General features: G+C 67.7%; 19 protein-coding genes. 8 read left to right on the top strand and 11 right to left on the bottom strand.

Translation table 11 applies throughout. From position 1 onward, the window contains the following. Positions 1 to 49: 49 nt before the first annotated feature. Together AB0E56_RS06940 and AB0E56_RS06935 are read right to left on the bottom strand one after the other, a co-directional pair. Positions 50 to 1,234, bottom strand: coding sequence for an extracellular solute-binding protein (locus AB0E56_RS06940; RefSeq protein ID WP_359797726.1), 1,185 nt, complete (start codon positions 1,232 to 1,234; stop codon positions 50 to 52). A 62-nt stretch (positions 1,235 to 1,296) separates the two neighbouring features. After that, complete coding sequence (locus AB0E56_RS06935) at positions 1,297 to 2,367, bottom strand: ABC transporter ATP-binding protein (RefSeq protein ID WP_359797724.1); 1,071 nt, start codon at positions 2,365 to 2,367, stop codon at positions 1,297 to 1,299. Between the two features lie 118 nt (positions 2,368 to 2,485). Here AB0E56_RS06935 and AB0E56_RS06930 point away from each other — a divergent pair, with 118 nt between their 5' ends. The 5 genes from AB0E56_RS06930 to AB0E56_RS06910 are packed head-to-tail and all read left to right on the top strand — an operon-like array spanning position 2,486 to position 5,779. Beyond that, positions 2,486 to 3,274: a GntR family transcriptional regulator gene (locus tag AB0E56_RS06930; RefSeq protein WP_359797722.1), complete on the top strand. Its 789-nt coding sequence runs from the start codon at positions 2,486 to 2,488 to the stop codon at positions 3,272 to 3,274. Positions 3,275 to 3,312: 38 nt separating this feature from the next. Then, positions 3,313 to 4,020, top strand: a complete 708-nt coding sequence (locus AB0E56_RS06925) for a cache domain-containing protein (protein WP_359797720.1) — start codon at positions 3,313 to 3,315, stop codon at positions 4,018 to 4,020. Positions 4,021 to 4,070: 50 nt separating this feature from the next. Continuing rightward, on the top strand, positions 4,071 to 4,454 hold the full coding sequence (locus AB0E56_RS06920; protein ID WP_359797719.1) for a metalloregulator ArsR/SmtB family transcription factor: 384 nt from the start codon (positions 4,071 to 4,073) through the stop codon (positions 4,452 to 4,454). After that, complete coding sequence (locus AB0E56_RS06915) at positions 4,451 to 4,942, top strand: SRPBCC family protein (RefSeq protein ID WP_359797718.1); 492 nt, start codon at positions 4,451 to 4,453, stop codon at positions 4,940 to 4,942. The genes AB0E56_RS06920 and AB0E56_RS06915 overlap by 4 nt, the downstream gene beginning before the upstream one ends. A gap of 51 nt (positions 4,943 to 4,993) precedes the next feature. Continuing rightward, positions 4,994 to 5,779, top strand: a complete 786-nt coding sequence (locus AB0E56_RS06910) for a DNA/RNA non-specific endonuclease (protein WP_359797717.1) — start codon at positions 4,994 to 4,996, stop codon at positions 5,777 to 5,779. 4 nt (positions 5,780 to 5,783) lie between these two features. On the opposite strand, the gene AB0E56_RS06905 is transcribed toward AB0E56_RS06910, so the two are convergent. Both AB0E56_RS06905 and AB0E56_RS06900 read right to left on the bottom strand, forming a co-directional pair. Then, positions 5,784 to 6,872 (bottom strand): alkene reductase, encoded by a 1,089-nt coding sequence (locus AB0E56_RS06905; RefSeq protein WP_359797715.1) that lies wholly within the window; start codon positions 6,870 to 6,872, stop codon positions 5,784 to 5,786. Positions 6,873 to 7,117: 245 nt separating this feature from the next. Further along, positions 7,118 to 7,651: a hypothetical protein gene (locus AB0E56_RS06900; RefSeq protein WP_359797713.1), complete on the bottom strand. Its 534-nt coding sequence runs from the start codon at positions 7,649 to 7,651 to the stop codon at positions 7,118 to 7,120. Between the two features lie 68 nt (positions 7,652 to 7,719). Between AB0E56_RS06900 and AB0E56_RS06895 the strand changes: the two genes are divergently transcribed. Continuing rightward, complete coding sequence (locus AB0E56_RS06895) at positions 7,720 to 8,298, top strand: hypothetical protein (protein WP_359797711.1); 579 nt, start codon at positions 7,720 to 7,722, stop codon at positions 8,296 to 8,298. A 124-nt stretch (positions 8,299 to 8,422) separates the two neighbouring features. Here the strand turns inward: AB0E56_RS06895 and AB0E56_RS06890 are convergent, their stop codons facing one another. The 4 genes from AB0E56_RS06890 to AB0E56_RS06875 all read right to left on the bottom strand — a co-directional run bounded on the left by AB0E56_RS06890 (position 8,423) and on the right by AB0E56_RS06875 (position 11,502). Beyond that, on the bottom strand, positions 8,423 to 8,920 hold the full coding sequence (locus tag AB0E56_RS06890; protein WP_359797709.1) for a MarR family transcriptional regulator: 498 nt from the start codon (positions 8,918 to 8,920) through the stop codon (positions 8,423 to 8,425). Positions 8,921 to 8,974: 54 nt separating this feature from the next. Continuing rightward, a complete protein-coding gene (locus AB0E56_RS06885; RefSeq protein ID WP_359797707.1) occupies positions 8,975 to 9,430 on the bottom strand; it encodes a MarR family transcriptional regulator in 456 nt (151 codons plus the stop codon). Between the two features lies 1 nt (position 9,431). Next, positions 9,432 to 11,147 carry a DHA2 family efflux MFS transporter permease subunit gene (locus AB0E56_RS06880; RefSeq protein ID WP_359797705.1) on the bottom strand — a complete coding sequence of 572 codons (1,716 nt, stop codon included), beginning with the start codon at positions 11,145 to 11,147 and terminating at the stop codon, positions 9,432 to 9,434. 79 nt (positions 11,148 to 11,226) lie between these two features. Continuing rightward, positions 11,227 to 11,502, bottom strand: a complete 276-nt coding sequence (locus tag AB0E56_RS06875; protein ID WP_359797704.1) for a helix-turn-helix transcriptional regulator — start codon at positions 11,500 to 11,502, stop codon at positions 11,227 to 11,229. 291 nt (positions 11,503 to 11,793) lie between these two features. Between AB0E56_RS06875 and AB0E56_RS06870 the strand changes: the two genes are divergently transcribed. Then, positions 11,794 to 12,264 carry a hypothetical protein gene (locus AB0E56_RS06870; RefSeq protein WP_359797702.1) on the top strand — a complete coding sequence of 157 codons (471 nt, stop codon included), beginning with the start codon at positions 11,794 to 11,796 and terminating at the stop codon, positions 12,262 to 12,264. A gap of 30 nt (positions 12,265 to 12,294) precedes the next feature. Next, positions 12,295 to 12,876 carry a hypothetical protein gene (locus AB0E56_RS06865; protein WP_359797700.1) on the top strand — a complete coding sequence of 194 codons (582 nt, stop codon included), beginning with the start codon at positions 12,295 to 12,297 and terminating at the stop codon, positions 12,874 to 12,876. A gap of 140 nt (positions 12,877 to 13,016) precedes the next feature. Here AB0E56_RS06865 and trpS read toward each other — a convergent pair whose 3' ends face one another. The 3 genes from trpS to AB0E56_RS06850 all read right to left on the bottom strand — a co-directional run bounded on the left by trpS (position 13,017) and on the right by AB0E56_RS06850 (position 15,523). Further along, positions 13,017 to 14,057, bottom strand: coding sequence for a tryptophan--tRNA ligase (gene trpS / locus AB0E56_RS06860; protein ID WP_359797699.1), 1,041 nt, complete (start codon positions 14,055 to 14,057; stop codon positions 13,017 to 13,019). A 165-nt stretch (positions 14,058 to 14,222) separates the two neighbouring features. Continuing rightward, positions 14,223 to 15,314 (bottom strand): aspartate--tRNA(Asn) ligase, encoded by a 1,092-nt coding sequence (gene aspS / locus AB0E56_RS06855; protein WP_359797697.1) that lies wholly within the window; start codon positions 15,312 to 15,314, stop codon positions 14,223 to 14,225. After that, a complete protein-coding gene (locus tag AB0E56_RS06850) occupies positions 15,257 to 15,523 on the bottom strand; it encodes an OB-fold nucleic acid binding domain-containing protein (RefSeq protein WP_359797695.1) in 267 nt (88 codons plus the stop codon). The genes aspS and AB0E56_RS06850 overlap by 58 nt, the downstream gene beginning before the upstream one ends. Positions 15,524 to 15,553: the final 30 nt, after the last annotated feature.

Here is a 15,553-nt window from a genome sequence, read left to right as displayed (position 1 = left end):
GATCTGCGGGGGTGAGGGGCGGGCCGGGTGACCCGCCCCCCGATGCGGCTCAGCCCTTGACCGAGAGCCAGGCGTCCGTCCACTGCTGGAAGTTGGTGCAGGTGACGTCGCTGCGACCGTCGATGCACTGCTCGATCGGCGTCGTCCAGAACCACACCTTCTTGAAGTACTCCTCGTCGGTGGCGTTGAAGTAGTCGCAGTGCGCCTTCGCCTCATCGCTCGTCTCGCAGAAGGCGGCGTTCGCGGGGGCCATGCCGAAGTTCATCGCGATCGCACCGTTGACCTCGGGCGAGGAGGAGTAGTCCATCCACGCATACGCGCAGTTCGGGTTCTTCGACTCGGCCGCCAGCATCCAGGCGTCCGACCAACCCGTCGAGCCCTCTTCGGGAAGGATGCTCTTGAACTTGTCGTCCTCGGTCAGCTTGCGCAGCACCTCCCACGAGGTGCCGAGAACCGAGGTGCCACCGGCGAACGAGGTGATCTGCGCCGCGGGGTCGGACCAGTACTCCGAGACGAGGTCGTTCTGCTGCTTGAGCAGGTCGACGGCCGCGGCCAGCTGCTCCTCGTCGAGCGCATACGGGTTCGTGATGCCGAGGTCGGGCTCGTGCGCCATCAGGTACACCGCGGCGTCGGCGATGTAGATGGGCGCGTCGTAGGCGATGACCTTGCCCGCGTAGGGGCTGTCCTTCTCCCACGCGACGTCCCAGCTCGTGGGCTCCTCGGTCACGACCTCGCTGTTGTACTGCAGGATGTTCGCGCCGCGTCCGATCGGGATGCCGTAGGACTTGCCGTTGATGGTGTCGTAGATCTGTCCCTTCATCCCCTCGACGATGTCGTCGCCGAAGTTCGGGATCAGCTTGAGGTTGAGGGGCTGCACGTCGCCGCCCGCGATCAGGCGGAGGCTGGCGTCGCCGGATGCCGAGACCAGGTCGTAGTCCCCGGTGCGCATGAGCTGCACCATCTCGTCGCTCGTGCCGGCGACACGGCGGTTCACGACGCAGCCGGTCTCTGCGGTGAACTCATCGCTCCACGCCGGTTCGACGAACCCGCTCCAGGCGACGATGTTGACCTCGCCCTCGTTGTCGCCGAGCTCCTCCATCATGGCGATGTCGGGAACGTCGATCTGGAGTTCTCCGGAGCCTTCGGAGGTGGTGTCGTCGCTGCCGGAACAGCCGGACAGGGCCAGGACGGCGACGGCCGCCATCGCCGTGGTGGCCAGGATCTTCTTACGCATGGATCGCTCCTTCGTGATCGGTGCTGCGGATGTTTCTCGTGGTGTTCGGATGGTGCGGTGTTTCAGGGGAGCCGCGCCGCGTGGTCCGGAGACCAGACGGCACGGACGTGGTGTCCTCGGCCGAGATCGTCGTCGGCGGAGTGCCGGGCGTTGGGGCGTTCCGCGATGAGGTCGATGCCCGCCTCGGTCGCGATGAGGTACCGCGTGGCGGGGCCCGTGTAGACGACCTCGCTGATGGTGCCGGCGAGCGAGACCTCGCCGGTGGCCGTAGGCGCATCCGCACCCGTCAGCCGCATCCGCTCCGGACGCACGCTCATGGTGCGGCGGTCGCCGGTGAGGCCCTCTGCGAGGTCTCCGCCGATCAGGTTCGACAGGCCGAGGAACCGGGCGACGAACTCGGTCTGCGGACGCTCGTACACGTCGCGTGCGGTGCCGATCTGCTCGATGCGGCCGCCGTTGAACACCGCGACCCTGTCGCTCAGGGTGAGCGCCTCCTCCTGGTCGTGCGTCACGAAGATGAAGGTGATGCCGACTTCGCGCTGGATCTGCTTGAGCTCGATCTGCATCTGCTCCCGCAGCTGCTTGTCGAGCGCACCCAGCGGCTCGTCGAGCAGCAGCACCTGGGGACGCAGGATGAGCGCGCGAGCCAGGGCGATGCGCTGCCGCTGGCCTCCGGAGAGCTGATGCGGCAGGCGATCGGCGACGTGGTCGAGCCGCACCTGCTCGAGAGCAGTCCGAACACGTGCGGCCCGCGCGCTCTTGCCTTCTCCACGCACGCGCAGGCCGTAGCCGACGTTGTCGGCGATGGTCAGATGGGGGAAGAGCGCGTAGTCCTGGAACACGGTGTTCACCGGCCGGACGTGCGGGGGCGTGCGGGTCACATCCGCCCCGGAGAGGCGGATGCTGCCACGGGTGACGTCTTCGAAGCCGGCGATCATCCGCAGCACGGTCGTCTTGCCGGAGCCCGAGGGGCCGAGCATCGACAGGAACTCCCCCGAGGCGACGTCGAGGTCGAGCTCTCGCACGGCGGTGAACTCGCCGAACGACTTCGTGACGCCGCTGAGCGTCACCGTCCCGTCTGGGCGGGCGGCGTCGGAAGATGCTGCGGGTGCTGCGGGGGCCGTGGCGATCATGTCGCGCTCCTCGGATCGTCGTCGAACTCGGAAGATTCACCAAAACATATAAACCCAGAGGTAATATGTCAACAACGATTTTCTTGGGTATGTTGATCGAGGAAGGGAGAATCGCAGCATGGCATCGAGCACGACGACGCATCCGACGCACGCCTCTGCCGCCTCCTCCCCCGACCCCGAGCACCAGCAGCCGCACCGCCTCCAGGGCGCGCTGTTCCAGCCGATCGGCGACGAGGGCAGGGCGGAACTCGTCGAGCGCCGGCTGGTCGATGCGATCACGCGCGGCCACCTCCGCGCTGGTGAGCGACTCCCCTCCGAGGCCGACCTCAGCAAGAGCCTCGGCGTGGCGCCGGTGACCGTGCGTGAGGCGCTGCTCGCCCTGCGCGGCCGCGGCCTCGTCGTCACCCGGCGCGGGCGCAACGGCGGCAGCTTCGTCGCGGCGCACGCCGATCCGCTGACGTTCGCGCGCGAGGCCGTGCGGCGCACCTCACGCCTGGCACTGCGTGACCTCGGCGCGCACTACGCGGCCATCACGGGCGCGTGCGTCCGGCTCGCAGCTCGGCGCGCAGACCCCAGCGAGACGCAGCGGGTCCGACGGCGGATGGAGCACATCGAGGAGCTCGACGCCGAAGCACAGCGCCGCCTCCTCGACGACGTGCAGATCGAGATCGTCGCACTGAGCCAGTCGGCCCGCCTCACCCGAGAGCAGATGAAGCTCCAGGCCGAGCTCTCGCCTTTCCTGCGTCTGGTCGCGCACGAGACCGAGAACCTTCGGCGGCAGGGCGCCCACCTCGCTGCCGTGATCGACGCCGTCGAGGCCGCTGACCCGGATGCCGCCGGCGCGAGGACCGAGCTCATGGCGGCCGAGACCATCGACGCCCTGATCCGCATCCAGGCGACCGGCTAGACCCCCACGACCCGCATCGACGTGCACAGGAGGACGCGATGAACGCCGCAACAGACACCACCCTCAACGCCGCAGCCGCGATCGTGGAGGACTACTTCTCCACGCCCGTCCGCGCCCTGGTCGACTGGGTGGAGCCCTTCGCCGCCCAGGTCTCCGTCGCGCGTTCCGGGGGCCCGCTGACGCGCTCCAAGATCGACGCGCTCGTGCAGCCCCACGCGCTGAAGACGCTCGCGCTGCGCGGAGTACCCGTGTACGGATCGGGGTTCATCGCGGCCATCGACCTGCTCTCCGATGCGCACAGCCACCTCGCCTGGTGGCAGGGCGAGGATCGGCGCCAGCTCGTGCTCGCCTCGCAGTCGCTGAACAAGGAGAACATCGACTACAGCGCACTCGAGTGGTTCCGGGTGCCGATGGCCACGGGCGAGCCCCACGTCGCGGGACCCTACGTGGACTACCTGTGCAGCGACGAGTACACGATCACGATCGCGGTGCCGGCCGAGGTCGACGGCTTCCGCATCGGCGTCGCCGGGCTCGACCTGCTGGTGTCGGCCGTGGAACAGGACCTGACGCACCGCTTCGCCGCCCTCGGGAGCGAGGTGACACTGACGAACGGCGTCGGCCGCGTCGTGGTGTCGACCGACCCCCGTTGGGCCACGGGCGACTCGGTGCGCGGCAGCGGACTCGCCGAGCTGCCGCGCGCGGCGTGCGCGGGAGTCGCGCTCGACGTCATCGTCGATCCGGGGTGAGAGGACAAAGCCATCTTCTATTTAGGTAACCAATCAGTTACCATTCAAAGATGGACATCTTCGCAGCGATCGCCGACCCGATCCGCCGGGACCTTCTGCGTCGGCTCGCGGCAGGCCCTGCCAGGGTCGTGGATCTCGCGGCGCACCATGACGTGTCGCGACCGGCCGTCAGCAAGCACCTGCGCATCCTCACCGAATCCGGGCTCGTCCACGGAGAGGACCGCGGACGTGAACGCCACTACGCCATCGACACGGCTCCACTGTCGACGCTCACCGCGTTCCTCGACGAGCTCACGGTCGTGCGGGCACCTGTGACGCCCCACCACCTCGACGCGCTCGACACCGAGGTGCATCGCACGGCCCGCGACCGGCGTCGCGCCGCACAGTCTTCCGCCTCCCCATCCGCACCCACCTCCGAGGAGCAGAGCGCATGACCCCCACCGGAATCTTCGACGCCGACAACCGCACCCTCTCACTGCAGCGCGAGTTCGCCGCATCCGCACCCGACGTCTGGGCCGGCATCACCGAATCGGAACGGCTCGCCCGCTGGTTCGGCACATGGACCGGAGACCCCTCCACCGGGCGGATCATGGTCACGATGAACGCCGAGGCCGAGGCCGTCCCACCCGCCCCGTACGAGATCCACGCGTGCGAACCGCCGCACCGCCTCGATGTCAGCGCGATCGACGAGTACGGCCAGTGGCGCCTCGTCGCCGAACTCGTCGAAGCCGACGGCCGCACGACGCTCACCCTCCGTCAAGAGGACGTCGACACCGACACCCTGGGCGAGACCGGACCCGGATGGGAGTGGTACCTGGACCGGCTCGTGGCCGACGTCGCGGGCACACCGCTCCCCTCTCTCGCCGACTTCGACGACGAGTACATGCCCCTCGCCGCGGCCTATGCGGCGCTTTCGTCCTGAGCGCCCACGCGTGAGGGTGCGGACGTCGGAGGCCCCGGGCACCATGGGAGCATGACCGACGGCTACGACCCGGACTTCCTTGAGACGATGCTGCCGCTCCCCAGGCCCGCGCAGCCGGTGCGGGCGCTGCCCTACCCGCGGTTCAGTGTGCTGCTGGATCCGGTGCGACGGCTCGCGGCCGTGACCGCGGTCAACATCGACGGTGCGAAGCTTCGGGAGCTGCCGCGCACGGGCGAGTGGCGCCTCGACGAGCGCGCTCCGGCGGCGGAGCAGACCGGGCCGGAGGTGTATGCCAGGAACGACCTCGACCGCGGTCACCTCGTGCGCCGACGCGACCCGGGATGGGGCGAGGTCGCCGAAGCCAGGGCGGCGAGCCAGGCGACGTTCTTCTACCCCAACGCTGCACCGCAGGCGGCCGACTTCAACCAGTCGAAGGAACTCTGGCTCGGCCTCGAGGACCACGTGCTCGCCTACGCCGAAGCGACGGACCAGCGCGTGTCGGTGTTCACGGCCCCGGTCCTCGCCGATGCCGACCCGCCGTATCGGGGCATCCGCATCCCGCTCCGGTTCTGGAAGATCGCCGCCTGGCACGGAGCCGACGGCCTCGCCGCCGCGGGCTTCGTGCTCGATCAGTCCGAGCTCGTCGACCTGCGCGAGAGCACTCTCGCGATCCCGCCTCTCGGGTCATTCCGCACGTTCCAGGTGCCGGTCGCCGACGTGGCCGCCCTGACCGGCATCGACCTGGGGCCGTTGGTGGAGGCGGATGTCCTCGGTACCCCTGGCGCACGTGACTCCGGGTGGCGCGCGCTCGAATCCTCGCGCGACATCGTCCTATGACGCCTCAGACGCCGGCGCGCACGCCCTCCAGCGCGGGGTAGTCGGTGTAGCCCTCCGGGGTACGGCCGTAGAACAGTGCGGGCCGCGGCGCGTTGAGCTCTGCGTCTTCGCGCCAGCGCTCGACCAGGTCGGGGTTCGCGATCACGGGACGCCCTGCGGCGACGGCATCCGCCCACCCGGCGGCGACGAGCGCCTCGGCCGCTTCCCGGGTGGTGTCGACGGCGAAGCCGGTGTTCGCGATGAGGGGTGCGCCTGCGATGCGACGGATGTGCTGGACGAGCTCGCCGGACGGGTCGATGTGGAGCACGTCGATGAAGGCGAGATCGAGCGGTGCGAGCCCCTCGGCGACAGCGGTGTACGTCGCCAGGACATCCGCATCGTCCTGCTCCAGGACGCCCTGGATGTTGTGCTGCGGCGAGAGACGGATGCCGGTGCGGTCGGCGCCGACGGCAGCCGCCACGGCCGTGGCGACCTCGATCGCGAAGCGGGCGCGGTTCTCGGGCGATCCGCCGTAGCGGTCCTCGCGGACGTTCGACACCGGCGACAGGAACTCGTGGACGAGGTACCCGTTGGCCCCGTGAACCTCGACGCCGTCGAAACCGGCGGCGATCGCGTTGCGTGCGGCCTGCGCGAACTGCTCGACCACCGCGGGGATCTCGTCGAGGGTGAGCGCATGCGCCACGGGAAGATCAGCCTTGCCCACCGGCGTGTGCGTCTGCCCCGGTGCGGCGAGAGCACTCGGCGCGACGACCCGCGGCTCCCCCGAGATCTCCGGATGTCCGACCCGACCGCCGTGCATGAGCTGCATCACGATCGTGCCGCCCGCCGCATGGACCGCGTCGGCGACCGGACGCCATCCGTCGATCTGGGCGGTTGTGACGATGCCCGGCTGGCCCGCGTAGGACTTGCCCTCCGCTGCCGGCCAGGTGCCCTCGGAGATGATGAGGCCCTGCCCCGCCCGCTGCCGGTAGTACTCCACCATCGTCGCGGTCGGCACGCCGTCATCGTCCGCACGCGTGCGGGTGAGCGGCGCCATCACGACGCGGTTGGACAGCTGCAGGGCGCCGAAGACGGCCGGTTCGTAGAGACTCACAGTGGGAGGTAAGCCGCGCGCAGACCCTCGTATTCCCCTCGACCGCCATCGCAGCAGATCCACCGTGGAAGCGGTTCGCAGCTCTTGCTCGAGCGGAACGCGCGACACGGTTATACGCGCTGCGTCCGCAACTGGGGCGAGGATCCGGACAGGACCGCCGCGGCTCTCCCCGGCGCATCGGAACGGGCGACCAGGGTGGCGAGGATAGACCGCCAGTTGCATGTCTGGTTCGATGGTTGCTGTCGTCAGCTGCGGGTGATCCCGTAGTACGAGCGGCTGGACGTGAACGTCGTGGATTTGTTCGGGGCAAGGTTGTCGCCGGCACCGCTGCGCCAGAACGTCGTGTTGTAGCTGCCCGAAGAGATCCGGGTCACGCCGCTGATGCTGATGTCCATCTGCCCTGTTCCGAACCAACCGTTGTTCGTGCCGTTGTACGCACATGCATCGCCGACCGCGCAACCTGGGCCACGCACGCTGATTGCCCGAACGCTGATGGCGGGCTCGACGTAATACCCGGCGATGACGTCGCCGTCATCGCCGACGAGCAGTTCCGCTGGCCAGGTGTCCGTCGACATCACCTGGAGCTCGGCTTCGCTCTGCGTGCCGACCATCCGTTCCAACCTTTCGGTGATGGCCGCGTAGGGGTCAACTTGCACAGTCTCCGGTGCCGTCGCGGTAATCGGCTCTCGCTCGGTCGCGTAGGCGGGCGCGGCAAGACCGGCTAGGCCCGCAATCGCAATGACAGCGATGGCCGATGTCGCAGCTCGCTTTCCGAACATGGCATTCTCCTTTGGTAATGGAATGTAACACGCTACTCCTCATCACGGAATTGACCAAAGGAGAACGGATGAGCGATGCCCAGGAACGGGAAAGCTTGGAGCGGCTCGTGTATGGAAGGGCCGAGGCGGCTACGCCCGCACAGCTACAGCGTCTGTCAGAACTACAGCGCCGAACCACACCGGAGGATGCTTCCACAGCGCCTCCGACGGGCGCGGCGAACGTGGGGCCTCACGGCCAGGGGCGGCGATGGGTGACGCGCTGCGTCGTCCCGGGCACGGCCGTCCTCGTTGGCATCGCAATCGGCGTGGGTGTCATGGTGTTTCAACCCGCGCGGCCGATTGCCGGGGCGACTCCGCCCGTGGAATTCCTGAAGCCCGATGGAACTTTCTACTTCGGAGTGGTGGATGGCGCTCGTGTGTGGGCGGGGCCAAAGGCGGGCCAAGCCCTGGGCGCGCCTCTGCAGGACCAGTGCGTCCTTGTGTTCAGCGATCGCCAGTCAGTCGCGTCCGTTGAGTGCGCTGCGAACGCGTCGGATGTCACCGTTGAGGTGAGGGATCCGAGCGCGGGATCGGTGATCGACTACACCGTGGCCTTTTCCGACGGCGACAGCTTCCCCTCGCTCTCCGTGACCCGCCGCAGACAATGAGTCCTCTGGCTGTCCATCGCCGGCCGCGCACTTCGCGAGTGCCCACCTGTCGTGGTCGGCGCTTCCGCCACGACCCCATGTCCGACGTCGTCAGAGGCTCCCGCTGACTGCGTGTTGCGCGAATTCAGTTGCCCCCGAGGGCGGCGAGCAGGTCGGCGAAGTGGTCGAGGTCGGCGGCCGTCCATCGGCGGAGCCGCTCCCCGATGCGTCCCTCGTACTGCGAGCGGGCCAGGGCGATGCGCTCCTGGGCGAGATCGGTCGCCACCAGCACCCGCGCACGCCGATCCTCGGGGTCCGGCACGCTCTCGACGAGCCCCAGCTGTTCGAGCTGACGCACCTGGCGGCTCACCGCCGACTTGTCGGTCTGCAGGCGCTCGATGATCGCCCCGGCGGATGTCGCCTTGCCGGTCGCGATCGACGTCAGCACCTGGTAGCCGAGCGGCTGGAGGTCGGGGTGCACGGTCGCGGCGGCCTCGCGCCAGCTCACCCGGATCCGTGCGAAGAGCCGCCCGAGTTCGTGCTCGACCCTGGTGACGGCCTGGTCGAGGTCCGCGTCTTCCAGCCGGTCGGCGTCGACGGCGGATGCGGGGTTCTCGGCAGGGGCGTCGGAGGAGGCGCTCATGCTCGCCAGTGTACGGCGAAGCCCCGCTGTCGAACGTGACAGCGGGGCTTCGGCTCAGACCTCGGAGAGCAACCGGAAGACCTTGGAGGCCGCGTGGATCTCCTCGGCCGTAAGCACGTCGATCACGGCCTGCAGTCGGGTGCCGTACTCTCGGCGCACCTCGGCGAGCGCGGTGCAGGCGTGCGGCGTGGCCGTCAGGACCCGAAGCCGACCGTCGCGCTCGTCGGGCCGGGACTCGAGCAGTTCCAGCTCCTCGAGCATCCGCACCTGGCGGCTGATGACCGACTTGTCCATCTCGAACCGCTCCGCCAGCTCGTGCGCATTGGCGGTGCCGGCACGGGCGATGAAGGTCAGCAGCTTGTAGCCGGCGACCTGCAGGTCGGGGTGCACACGCGCCGCCGACTCCCTCCAGAGCGACCTGGTCCTCGCGAAGATGAGGTTCAGGTCGGCCTGGAGGTCACCGAGCGCACTGTCGACATCCGTCGAGGCGACCGCTCCCGGGGGCAGCATGTCAGCGCTCCTGGTCCCGATCTTCGCGCTCGAGCACACGCACCGCACCCGTCGTGGGCGACGCACTCGACGCTCCCTCGATGCGGATGGCGCCCGTGGAGAGCGACGCGCCGACCTCGGCTTCGGAGACCTCGATCACCGACTCCTCGGCCTGCTCGAGCATCTGCTCGGCGGCGTTCTTCGTCGACAGCGGCTTGTTCTTGATGAACGCGATCGCGATGACGGCGATCACTGCGAGCGGGATGGCGATGATGAACGCGTCGGCGATGCCGTGGCCGTATGCGCCTTCCACGATCGTGCGGATCGTGTCGGGCAGCTGTCCGACCTTGGGGACGTCACCCGAGGCGAGGTGCTTCAGCGCCTCGACCTCGGCAGGCGTCTTCGGCGTGAAGCCGTCGAGCGCGTCCGTGATGTAGTTCGCGACGCTGGTCGACAGCAGCGACCCCATCACGGTGACGCCGATGGTGCCGGCGATCGTGCGGAAGAAGTTCACGTTCGACGAGGCCGCCCCCAGCTGCTGCGGCGCGGTGTCGTTCTGCACGATGAGCGTCAGGTTCTGCATGACCATGCCGAGCCCGGCGCCGAGGACGAACATGTAGACCGCGACGAGCGGGAACGGGGTGTCGTAGCGCAGGGTGGCCATCAGGCTGACGCCGACGGTCGCGAGGACAGAGCCCGTCAGCATCCAGCCCTTCCACTTGCCGAAGCGGCTCACGAGCTGGCCGATGATGATCGACGCACCCATCTGGCCGATGATCATCGGGATGGTCATGAGGCCGGACTCGGTGGGCGTGGCGCCACGGGCCAGCTGGAAGTACTGCGCCAGGAACACCGAGGTGGCGAACATCGAGACGCCGATGGCGATCGAGGCGACGACCGACAGGGTGAAGGTGCGGTTGCGGAACAGCGACATCGGGACGATCGGTTCCTTCACGAAGAACTCGACCGTGATGAACGCGGCGATCGCGACGCCGGCCGTGACGATGAGCATGATGCTCGTCGAGGAGTCCCAGTCGAACTGGTTGCCGCCCATGGAGACCCAGATCAGCAGCGTCGAGACGCCGACGGCGAGCAGCACGATGCCGAAGTAGTCGATCGAGACCTTCGCGCCGCGCTGGGGCTTCGGCAGGTGCAGCGTGAACTGCAGCAGCACGAGCGCGAGGATCGCGAACGGGACGCCGACGAAGAAGTTGGAGCGCCAGCCCCACACGTCGGTGAGGAGTCCGCCGAGCAGCGGGCCGCCGATGGTGCCGAGGGCCATGATGCCGCCGACGACGCCCATGTACTTGCCGCGCTCGCGCGGCGAGATGATGAGGGCCACCGCGATCATGACCAGCGACATCAGGCCGCCGACGCCGATGCCCTGGATGACACGGACCGCGATGAGCATGTTCGTGTCGGTCGAGAAGCCGGCGATCACCGTGCCGACGGTGAAGAGGATGAGGGAGATCTGGACGAGGACCTTGCGGTCGACCAGGTCGGCGAGCTTGCCCCAGATGGGGGTGGAGACGGCGGTCGCCAGAAGGCTCGCGGTGATGACCCAGGTGTACTGGGACTGGGTGCCGCCGAGGTCGGCGATGATGACCGGCATCGAGGTGGACACGACCGTGCCCGAGAGCACGGCGACGAACATGCCGACGACGAGGCCGGAGATCGCGGTGAAGACCTCGCGGGCCGAGCGCGTCGTCTCGGGAACTGCGGATGGGGTGTTTGTCACGGGGTTGACGCTCCTGCGTAGAAAGTTGATCGAGGTCAACCATACTCCGATAGTTGCGAAAGCGCAACTATCGGAGTACTCATCCGGCTTCCCCGTCCAAGGGTCGTTCGGTGCTGTCGATGCCCTTGAGCGTGTCGAGGAGCGCTTCGTCGAGCTCGAGCGTGTGGAGGACTCGCATGAGGGTGCTGAGCTTTGGATCCGGGAGATGGTGGGGGTCAGGAGTGGCTTGCTCGAGGCACCGGTATGTCGGAATGGAGCAGTCGATCTTCTCCGCCATCTCTTCCTGGGAGAATCCGCCGGCGTTCCGAAATGCTCGTAATCGCTCGGCGACCAGCGCCAGAACGCGCGATGGCATCAGCGGCCTCCCCCGTGTTGCACGACCAAGAGAGAGCGCATGATTTCACGCGCTCCTCAAGAAGTCCAGAAGCTGCGTCTTCTGGACTTCCTCGAATGAGGACGAAGGATGAAGACATGTTGCTACGAGTCGCGGCCTTGGAGAGCATTCGCGCCGGCCGAGTGTTGTCTTGTCGGAGACGATGGGTTGCAGGGGCCCGCAGTCCCCTCCGGCACGACGAATGGACCTGACATGCAACGGCAACCGGCAAACCCGAGCGACCTTCTCGCACAGCGGAATGAGCAGGAGGCGATGATGTATGACGCTGATGCTCGTATCTACGAACTCGCGACGCCCGCCTGGCCCGCACGGCTTCTCGATTTCCCGCTCCACGTCCCTGTCTCCTACGTGTGGACAGGTTTCTGGGGCACCCCAGATGGTCAGCGCGCACCCGGCCGACCTGCGGTCACGATCGCGACAGCGAACCGCTCCGGTACGGCAATGCTCCTCGAGCGTCTTGGTTTTACCCACCCCCTGACAGTCTCGACAGGTCACACCGTGCGCTTCCTTGGGCGCCCCACGGTGCGCGAGCAAATCTTCAATAGCGACGGCACCGGTGATGCGCTGGCAGTGTTCGAGGACGAAGACACCACAGTGGCCGTCGTCGCTCGTTCCCTCACTGCCCTGCCACCCCAGATCACGGTCCGACCTATGGGTGACCGCGATGGGCTCGTGGAGGAATGGAAAGCACTGTGGGGTCCATACCCCACAGCTAAGAAGTGAGGACCGTGCTCCTCACGAGAAGGAGGAACGATGAAGATCCGCAAGTCAGCTGTCAGTGGCGCAGGAGCGACACTGTTCGCATTGGCTCTCTGGGTGCCGACGGCAGCGCAGGCAACCACCACTGGCCCCATCGACGTGGTCGACGAGACCGAATCGCCGGTGACGCTCGCTCCCATGACGATCGACTGCGAGACGTTCAGTGAGAGCGATCGACAACGAGCGATCATCGAGGGCATCAACCTGTGCGGGGCACTGTCAGGTGATGGCTCGACAAACGCCGAGAAAGCACAGACCGTGGGAGACTGCGGCGTCTCATCAATCTACGTCGACCGGAACTCGGGCGGAAACCTGCGGATCTCCTACGGCCTGCACTCCACCGCAGGTCCGATCATCGCCCGCTCAGTCACCGCAACCTGGGGACCATTTGACACCGGATCAAACTACGACCTAGGCCCTGTCGGGCAAGAAAGCTACTCCAACTCCCTCACCGGCGCCTCAGTCCCTCGCGGCGCCATAGGCGGCGGCACCCTCCGCGGTAGCGTCACCATCGCAGGGTGGACCTTCACCTGCGACATCGTCGCCGACGACCCCGTCCACCCACTCAACCCCTGACCGGGGATGTGTTGAGACAGGAACGCGCCCCACGCCTGGCCGTATTGCGGGCGCGAGGCACATTCTCATGATCGAACACCTGGATCCCGATTCGCGTCACCACGGGTCGGATCACGATAGCCACGCTCCTCCACGTTCGCTCAGTACACCGTCCCCATCGCGTCGCGCACCTGCGCGAGTGTGGCCTCCGCCACCGCCGCGGCGCGCTCATTGCCCTGCCGCAGGACCGACTGCACAAGACCCACGTCTGCGGCGAGCTCTCGGCGACGCTCCCGAAGCGGTGCGAGGAATTCGTTCACCGCAGCGGCCGTCACGGCCTTCAGCGCACCACTGCCTCCGCCTCCGATGCTGTCCGCCAGCTCCTCCGGCGAGGTATTCATACACAGAGCGGCTGTCGACAACAGCGCCGAGACTCCTGGGCGCAGTCCGGGGTCGAAGGTGATGCGTCTCTCGTGATCCGTTCGCGTGCGACGGATGACCGCGACCGTCTCATCGGGTGTCATCGACAGGGCGATCGCGTTGCCGTAGCTCTTCGACATCTTCCGACCGTCCAGCCCCGGCACCTCCGGAGTGGCGGTGATCAGCGGCTCCGGAACCGGGAAGATCGCACCGTACCGCTCATTGAAACGTCGCGCGATCACCCGCGTCATCTCCACGTGCGGAAGGTTGTCCTTCCCGACCGGAACGAGGTTGCCCTTGCAGAACAGGATGTCCGCAGCCTGGTGCACCGGGTACGTGAGCAGCAGGCCGCTCAACGCACGGCCTGAAGCCTCGGCCTCCGCCTTGACAGTCGGGTTCCGATGCAACTCCGCCTCGGTGACGAGGCTGAGGAAAGGCACGAGCAACTGGTTCAGAGCGGGTATCGACGAATGCGTGAAGATGGTCGTCCGTGCGGGATCCATCCCTGCGGCGAGATAGTCGAGTACCGCCCCGTAGACGTTCTCCCGCACATGCGCCATGGTGTCCCGGTCCGTGATGACCTGATAGTCGGCCAGCACGAGGAACGTCTCCACGCCGACCTGCTGCAGACGCACGCGCTCTCTGATGGTCCCGAAGTAGTGCCCCAGATGCAGCGGCCCGGTCGGCCGCTCGCCGGTGAGCACCCGGAACTTCTCCGGGTGCTCACCGACGGCGGCGGCGAGTTCCGTCGAGCGCTGCGCAGCGGCGATGAATGACTCCATGTGTCTCTCCCAGGATGATCGGGAGCCACACGGAGTTCTCTGGTGCTGCCACGAACTGCCGTGCAGCCCGTGAACATGCTTCAACCGGCTGCTATTGCAGCCACCACCATGCGGAGCGGTTGAAGTTCATGGATCGATGCTACCGCGCGGTTCGCGCACCTCCACCTAGGGCGAGAGGCGATGCAGGTCGCGCGGGAAGAGCGTCACCTCCCGGATGTTCGACGCCTCGATCAGGCGCGACACCCAGCGCTCGAGACCGATCGCGAAGCCGCCGTGCGGGGGCATGCCGTGCGCGAACGCCGACAGGTAGGCCACGTAGGCATCCGGCGACTCGCCGCGGCCCTCGATGGCGGCGATGTAGTCGGAGTGCCGGTGCAGCCGCTGCCCACCGGTGACGAGTTCGAGGCCACGGAAGATCAGGTCGAAGCTGTTGCTCCACCGCGGGTCGTCCAGCTGCGGGTGCGTGTAGAAGGGCCGCTTGCGCATCGGGTAGCCCTCCACCGCGAGCACATCGCTGCCGTGCATCTCCCGTGCCCACTCGCCGAGAGCGCGCTCGTGCGAAGGCGCCAGGTCTGGTTCGTCGTCGGGAGCACCGACCAGTCTCAGCGCCTCGCGGAAGTGGATCACCGGGATCTCGTCCGGGATCGCGGGGAGCACCACGTCGAGGCGGTCGAGCGCGTCGGGGCTCTCGGCGCGCATGCCGTCGACCATCCCGCGCAGCACCTGGTGCAGCACGGCGAGCACATCGCGGTGGTCGCGGATGAACCCGAGCTCCGCGTCGAGCGACACGTATTCGGCGAGGTGCCGCACGGTGTCGTGAGGCTCCGCGCGGAAGACCGGCCCCGTCTCGTAGACGCGCTCGAAGACGCCGACGAGCTGCTGCTTGAAGAACTGCGGGCTCTGGGCGAGGTAGGCCGTCGAGCCGAAGTATTCGACGGGGAAGACGTTCGCCCCCGACTCGGTCACGCTGTCGACGAGCTTGGGCGTCTGGATCTCGGTGAACCCCGCGGCGTCGAGAGTGCGCCGGAACCCCCGCAGGCTCGCCGCCGCGAGTTCCCATTTCGCACGCTGCACCGGGTGCCGCCAGGTCACCGCGGCGTGGTCGAGGACGGTGGGAAGAGCCGCATCGAGAGCAGGGCGCCACAGCTCGACGACCGGAGTACGAGCCGGCTCCGAGAGCAGGGAGATCACGGGCGCCGTCACCTCGACGCCACCGGGGGCGTGCGGGTTCGCCGTCGCCGTGCCGTCGACGCGCACGACGGTCTCCTCACCGGGAGTCCGTCGGTTGGCACCTCTTCAGGGCGGAGCACGACCTGCGCGAGCCCCGAGCGGTCGCGGACGATCAGGAACGACACCTTCGCGAGCTCACGGCGGCGATGGACGTGACCCATGAGGGTGACTCTCGCCCCCGGAGGCGCGTCGGGAAGGTGAGCGGCGAGCGTGCGGGCGGGGTCGGATGTCGACATGATTCCTCCAGGTGGCGAAAGCCCTGGAGG

Source organism: Microbacterium sp. NPDC028030 (assembly GCF_040637855.1).
GTDB lineage: Bacteria > Actinomycetota > Actinomycetes > Actinomycetales > Microbacteriaceae > Microbacterium.
This window is presented reverse-complemented; position numbering and strand designations above follow the sequence as displayed.

What these genes read in the sequence shown, in the direction of transcription:
- AB0E56_RS06910 (WP_359797717.1), top strand. Translation starts at nt 4,994, where the DNA reads ATGACCGACGGCTACGACCCGGACTTCCTTGAGACGATGCTGCCGCTC.
- trpS (WP_359797699.1), bottom strand. Translation starts at nt 14,057, where the DNA reads ATGGAGTCATTCATCGCCGCTGCGCAGCGCTCGACGGAACTCGCCGCC.
- AB0E56_RS06875 (WP_359797704.1), bottom strand. Translation starts at nt 11,502, where the DNA reads ATGCCATCGCGCGTTCTGGCGCTGGTCGCCGAGCGATTACGAGCATTT.
- AB0E56_RS06890 (WP_359797709.1), bottom strand. Translation starts at nt 8,920, where the DNA reads ATGAGCGCCTCCTCCGACGCCCCTGCCGAGAACCCCGCATCCGCCGTC.
- AB0E56_RS06895 (WP_359797711.1), top strand. Translation starts at nt 7,720, where the DNA reads ATGAGCGATGCCCAGGAACGGGAAAGCTTGGAGCGGCTCGTGTATGGA.
- AB0E56_RS06900 (WP_359797713.1), bottom strand. Translation starts at nt 7,651, where the DNA reads ATGTTCGGAAAGCGAGCTGCGACATCGGCCATCGCTGTCATTGCGATT.
- AB0E56_RS06915 (WP_359797718.1), top strand. Translation starts at nt 4,451, where the DNA reads ATGACCCCCACCGGAATCTTCGACGCCGACAACCGCACCCTCTCACTG.
- AB0E56_RS06885 (WP_359797707.1), bottom strand. Translation starts at nt 9,430, where the DNA reads ATGCTGCCCCCGGGAGCGGTCGCCTCGACGGATGTCGACAGTGCGCTC.
- AB0E56_RS06870 (WP_359797702.1), top strand. Translation starts at nt 11,794, where the DNA reads ATGATGTATGACGCTGATGCTCGTATCTACGAACTCGCGACGCCCGCC.
- AB0E56_RS06935 (WP_359797724.1), bottom strand. Translation starts at nt 2,367, where the DNA reads ATGATCGCCACGGCCCCCGCAGCACCCGCAGCATCTTCCGACGCCGCC.
- AB0E56_RS06850 (WP_359797695.1), bottom strand. Translation starts at nt 15,523, where the DNA reads ATGTCGACATCCGACCCCGCCCGCACGCTCGCCGCTCACCTTCCCGAC.
- AB0E56_RS06920 (WP_359797719.1), top strand. Translation starts at nt 4,071, where the DNA reads ATGGACATCTTCGCAGCGATCGCCGACCCGATCCGCCGGGACCTTCTG.
- AB0E56_RS06940 (WP_359797726.1), bottom strand. Translation starts at nt 1,234, where the DNA reads ATGCGTAAGAAGATCCTGGCCACCACGGCGATGGCGGCCGTCGCCGTC.
- AB0E56_RS06865 (WP_359797700.1), top strand. Translation starts at nt 12,295, where the DNA reads ATGAAGATCCGCAAGTCAGCTGTCAGTGGCGCAGGAGCGACACTGTTC.
- AB0E56_RS06925 (WP_359797720.1), top strand. Translation starts at nt 3,313, where the DNA reads ATGAACGCCGCAACAGACACCACCCTCAACGCCGCAGCCGCGATCGTG.
- AB0E56_RS06930 (WP_359797722.1), top strand. Translation starts at nt 2,486, where the DNA reads ATGGCATCGAGCACGACGACGCATCCGACGCACGCCTCTGCCGCCTCC.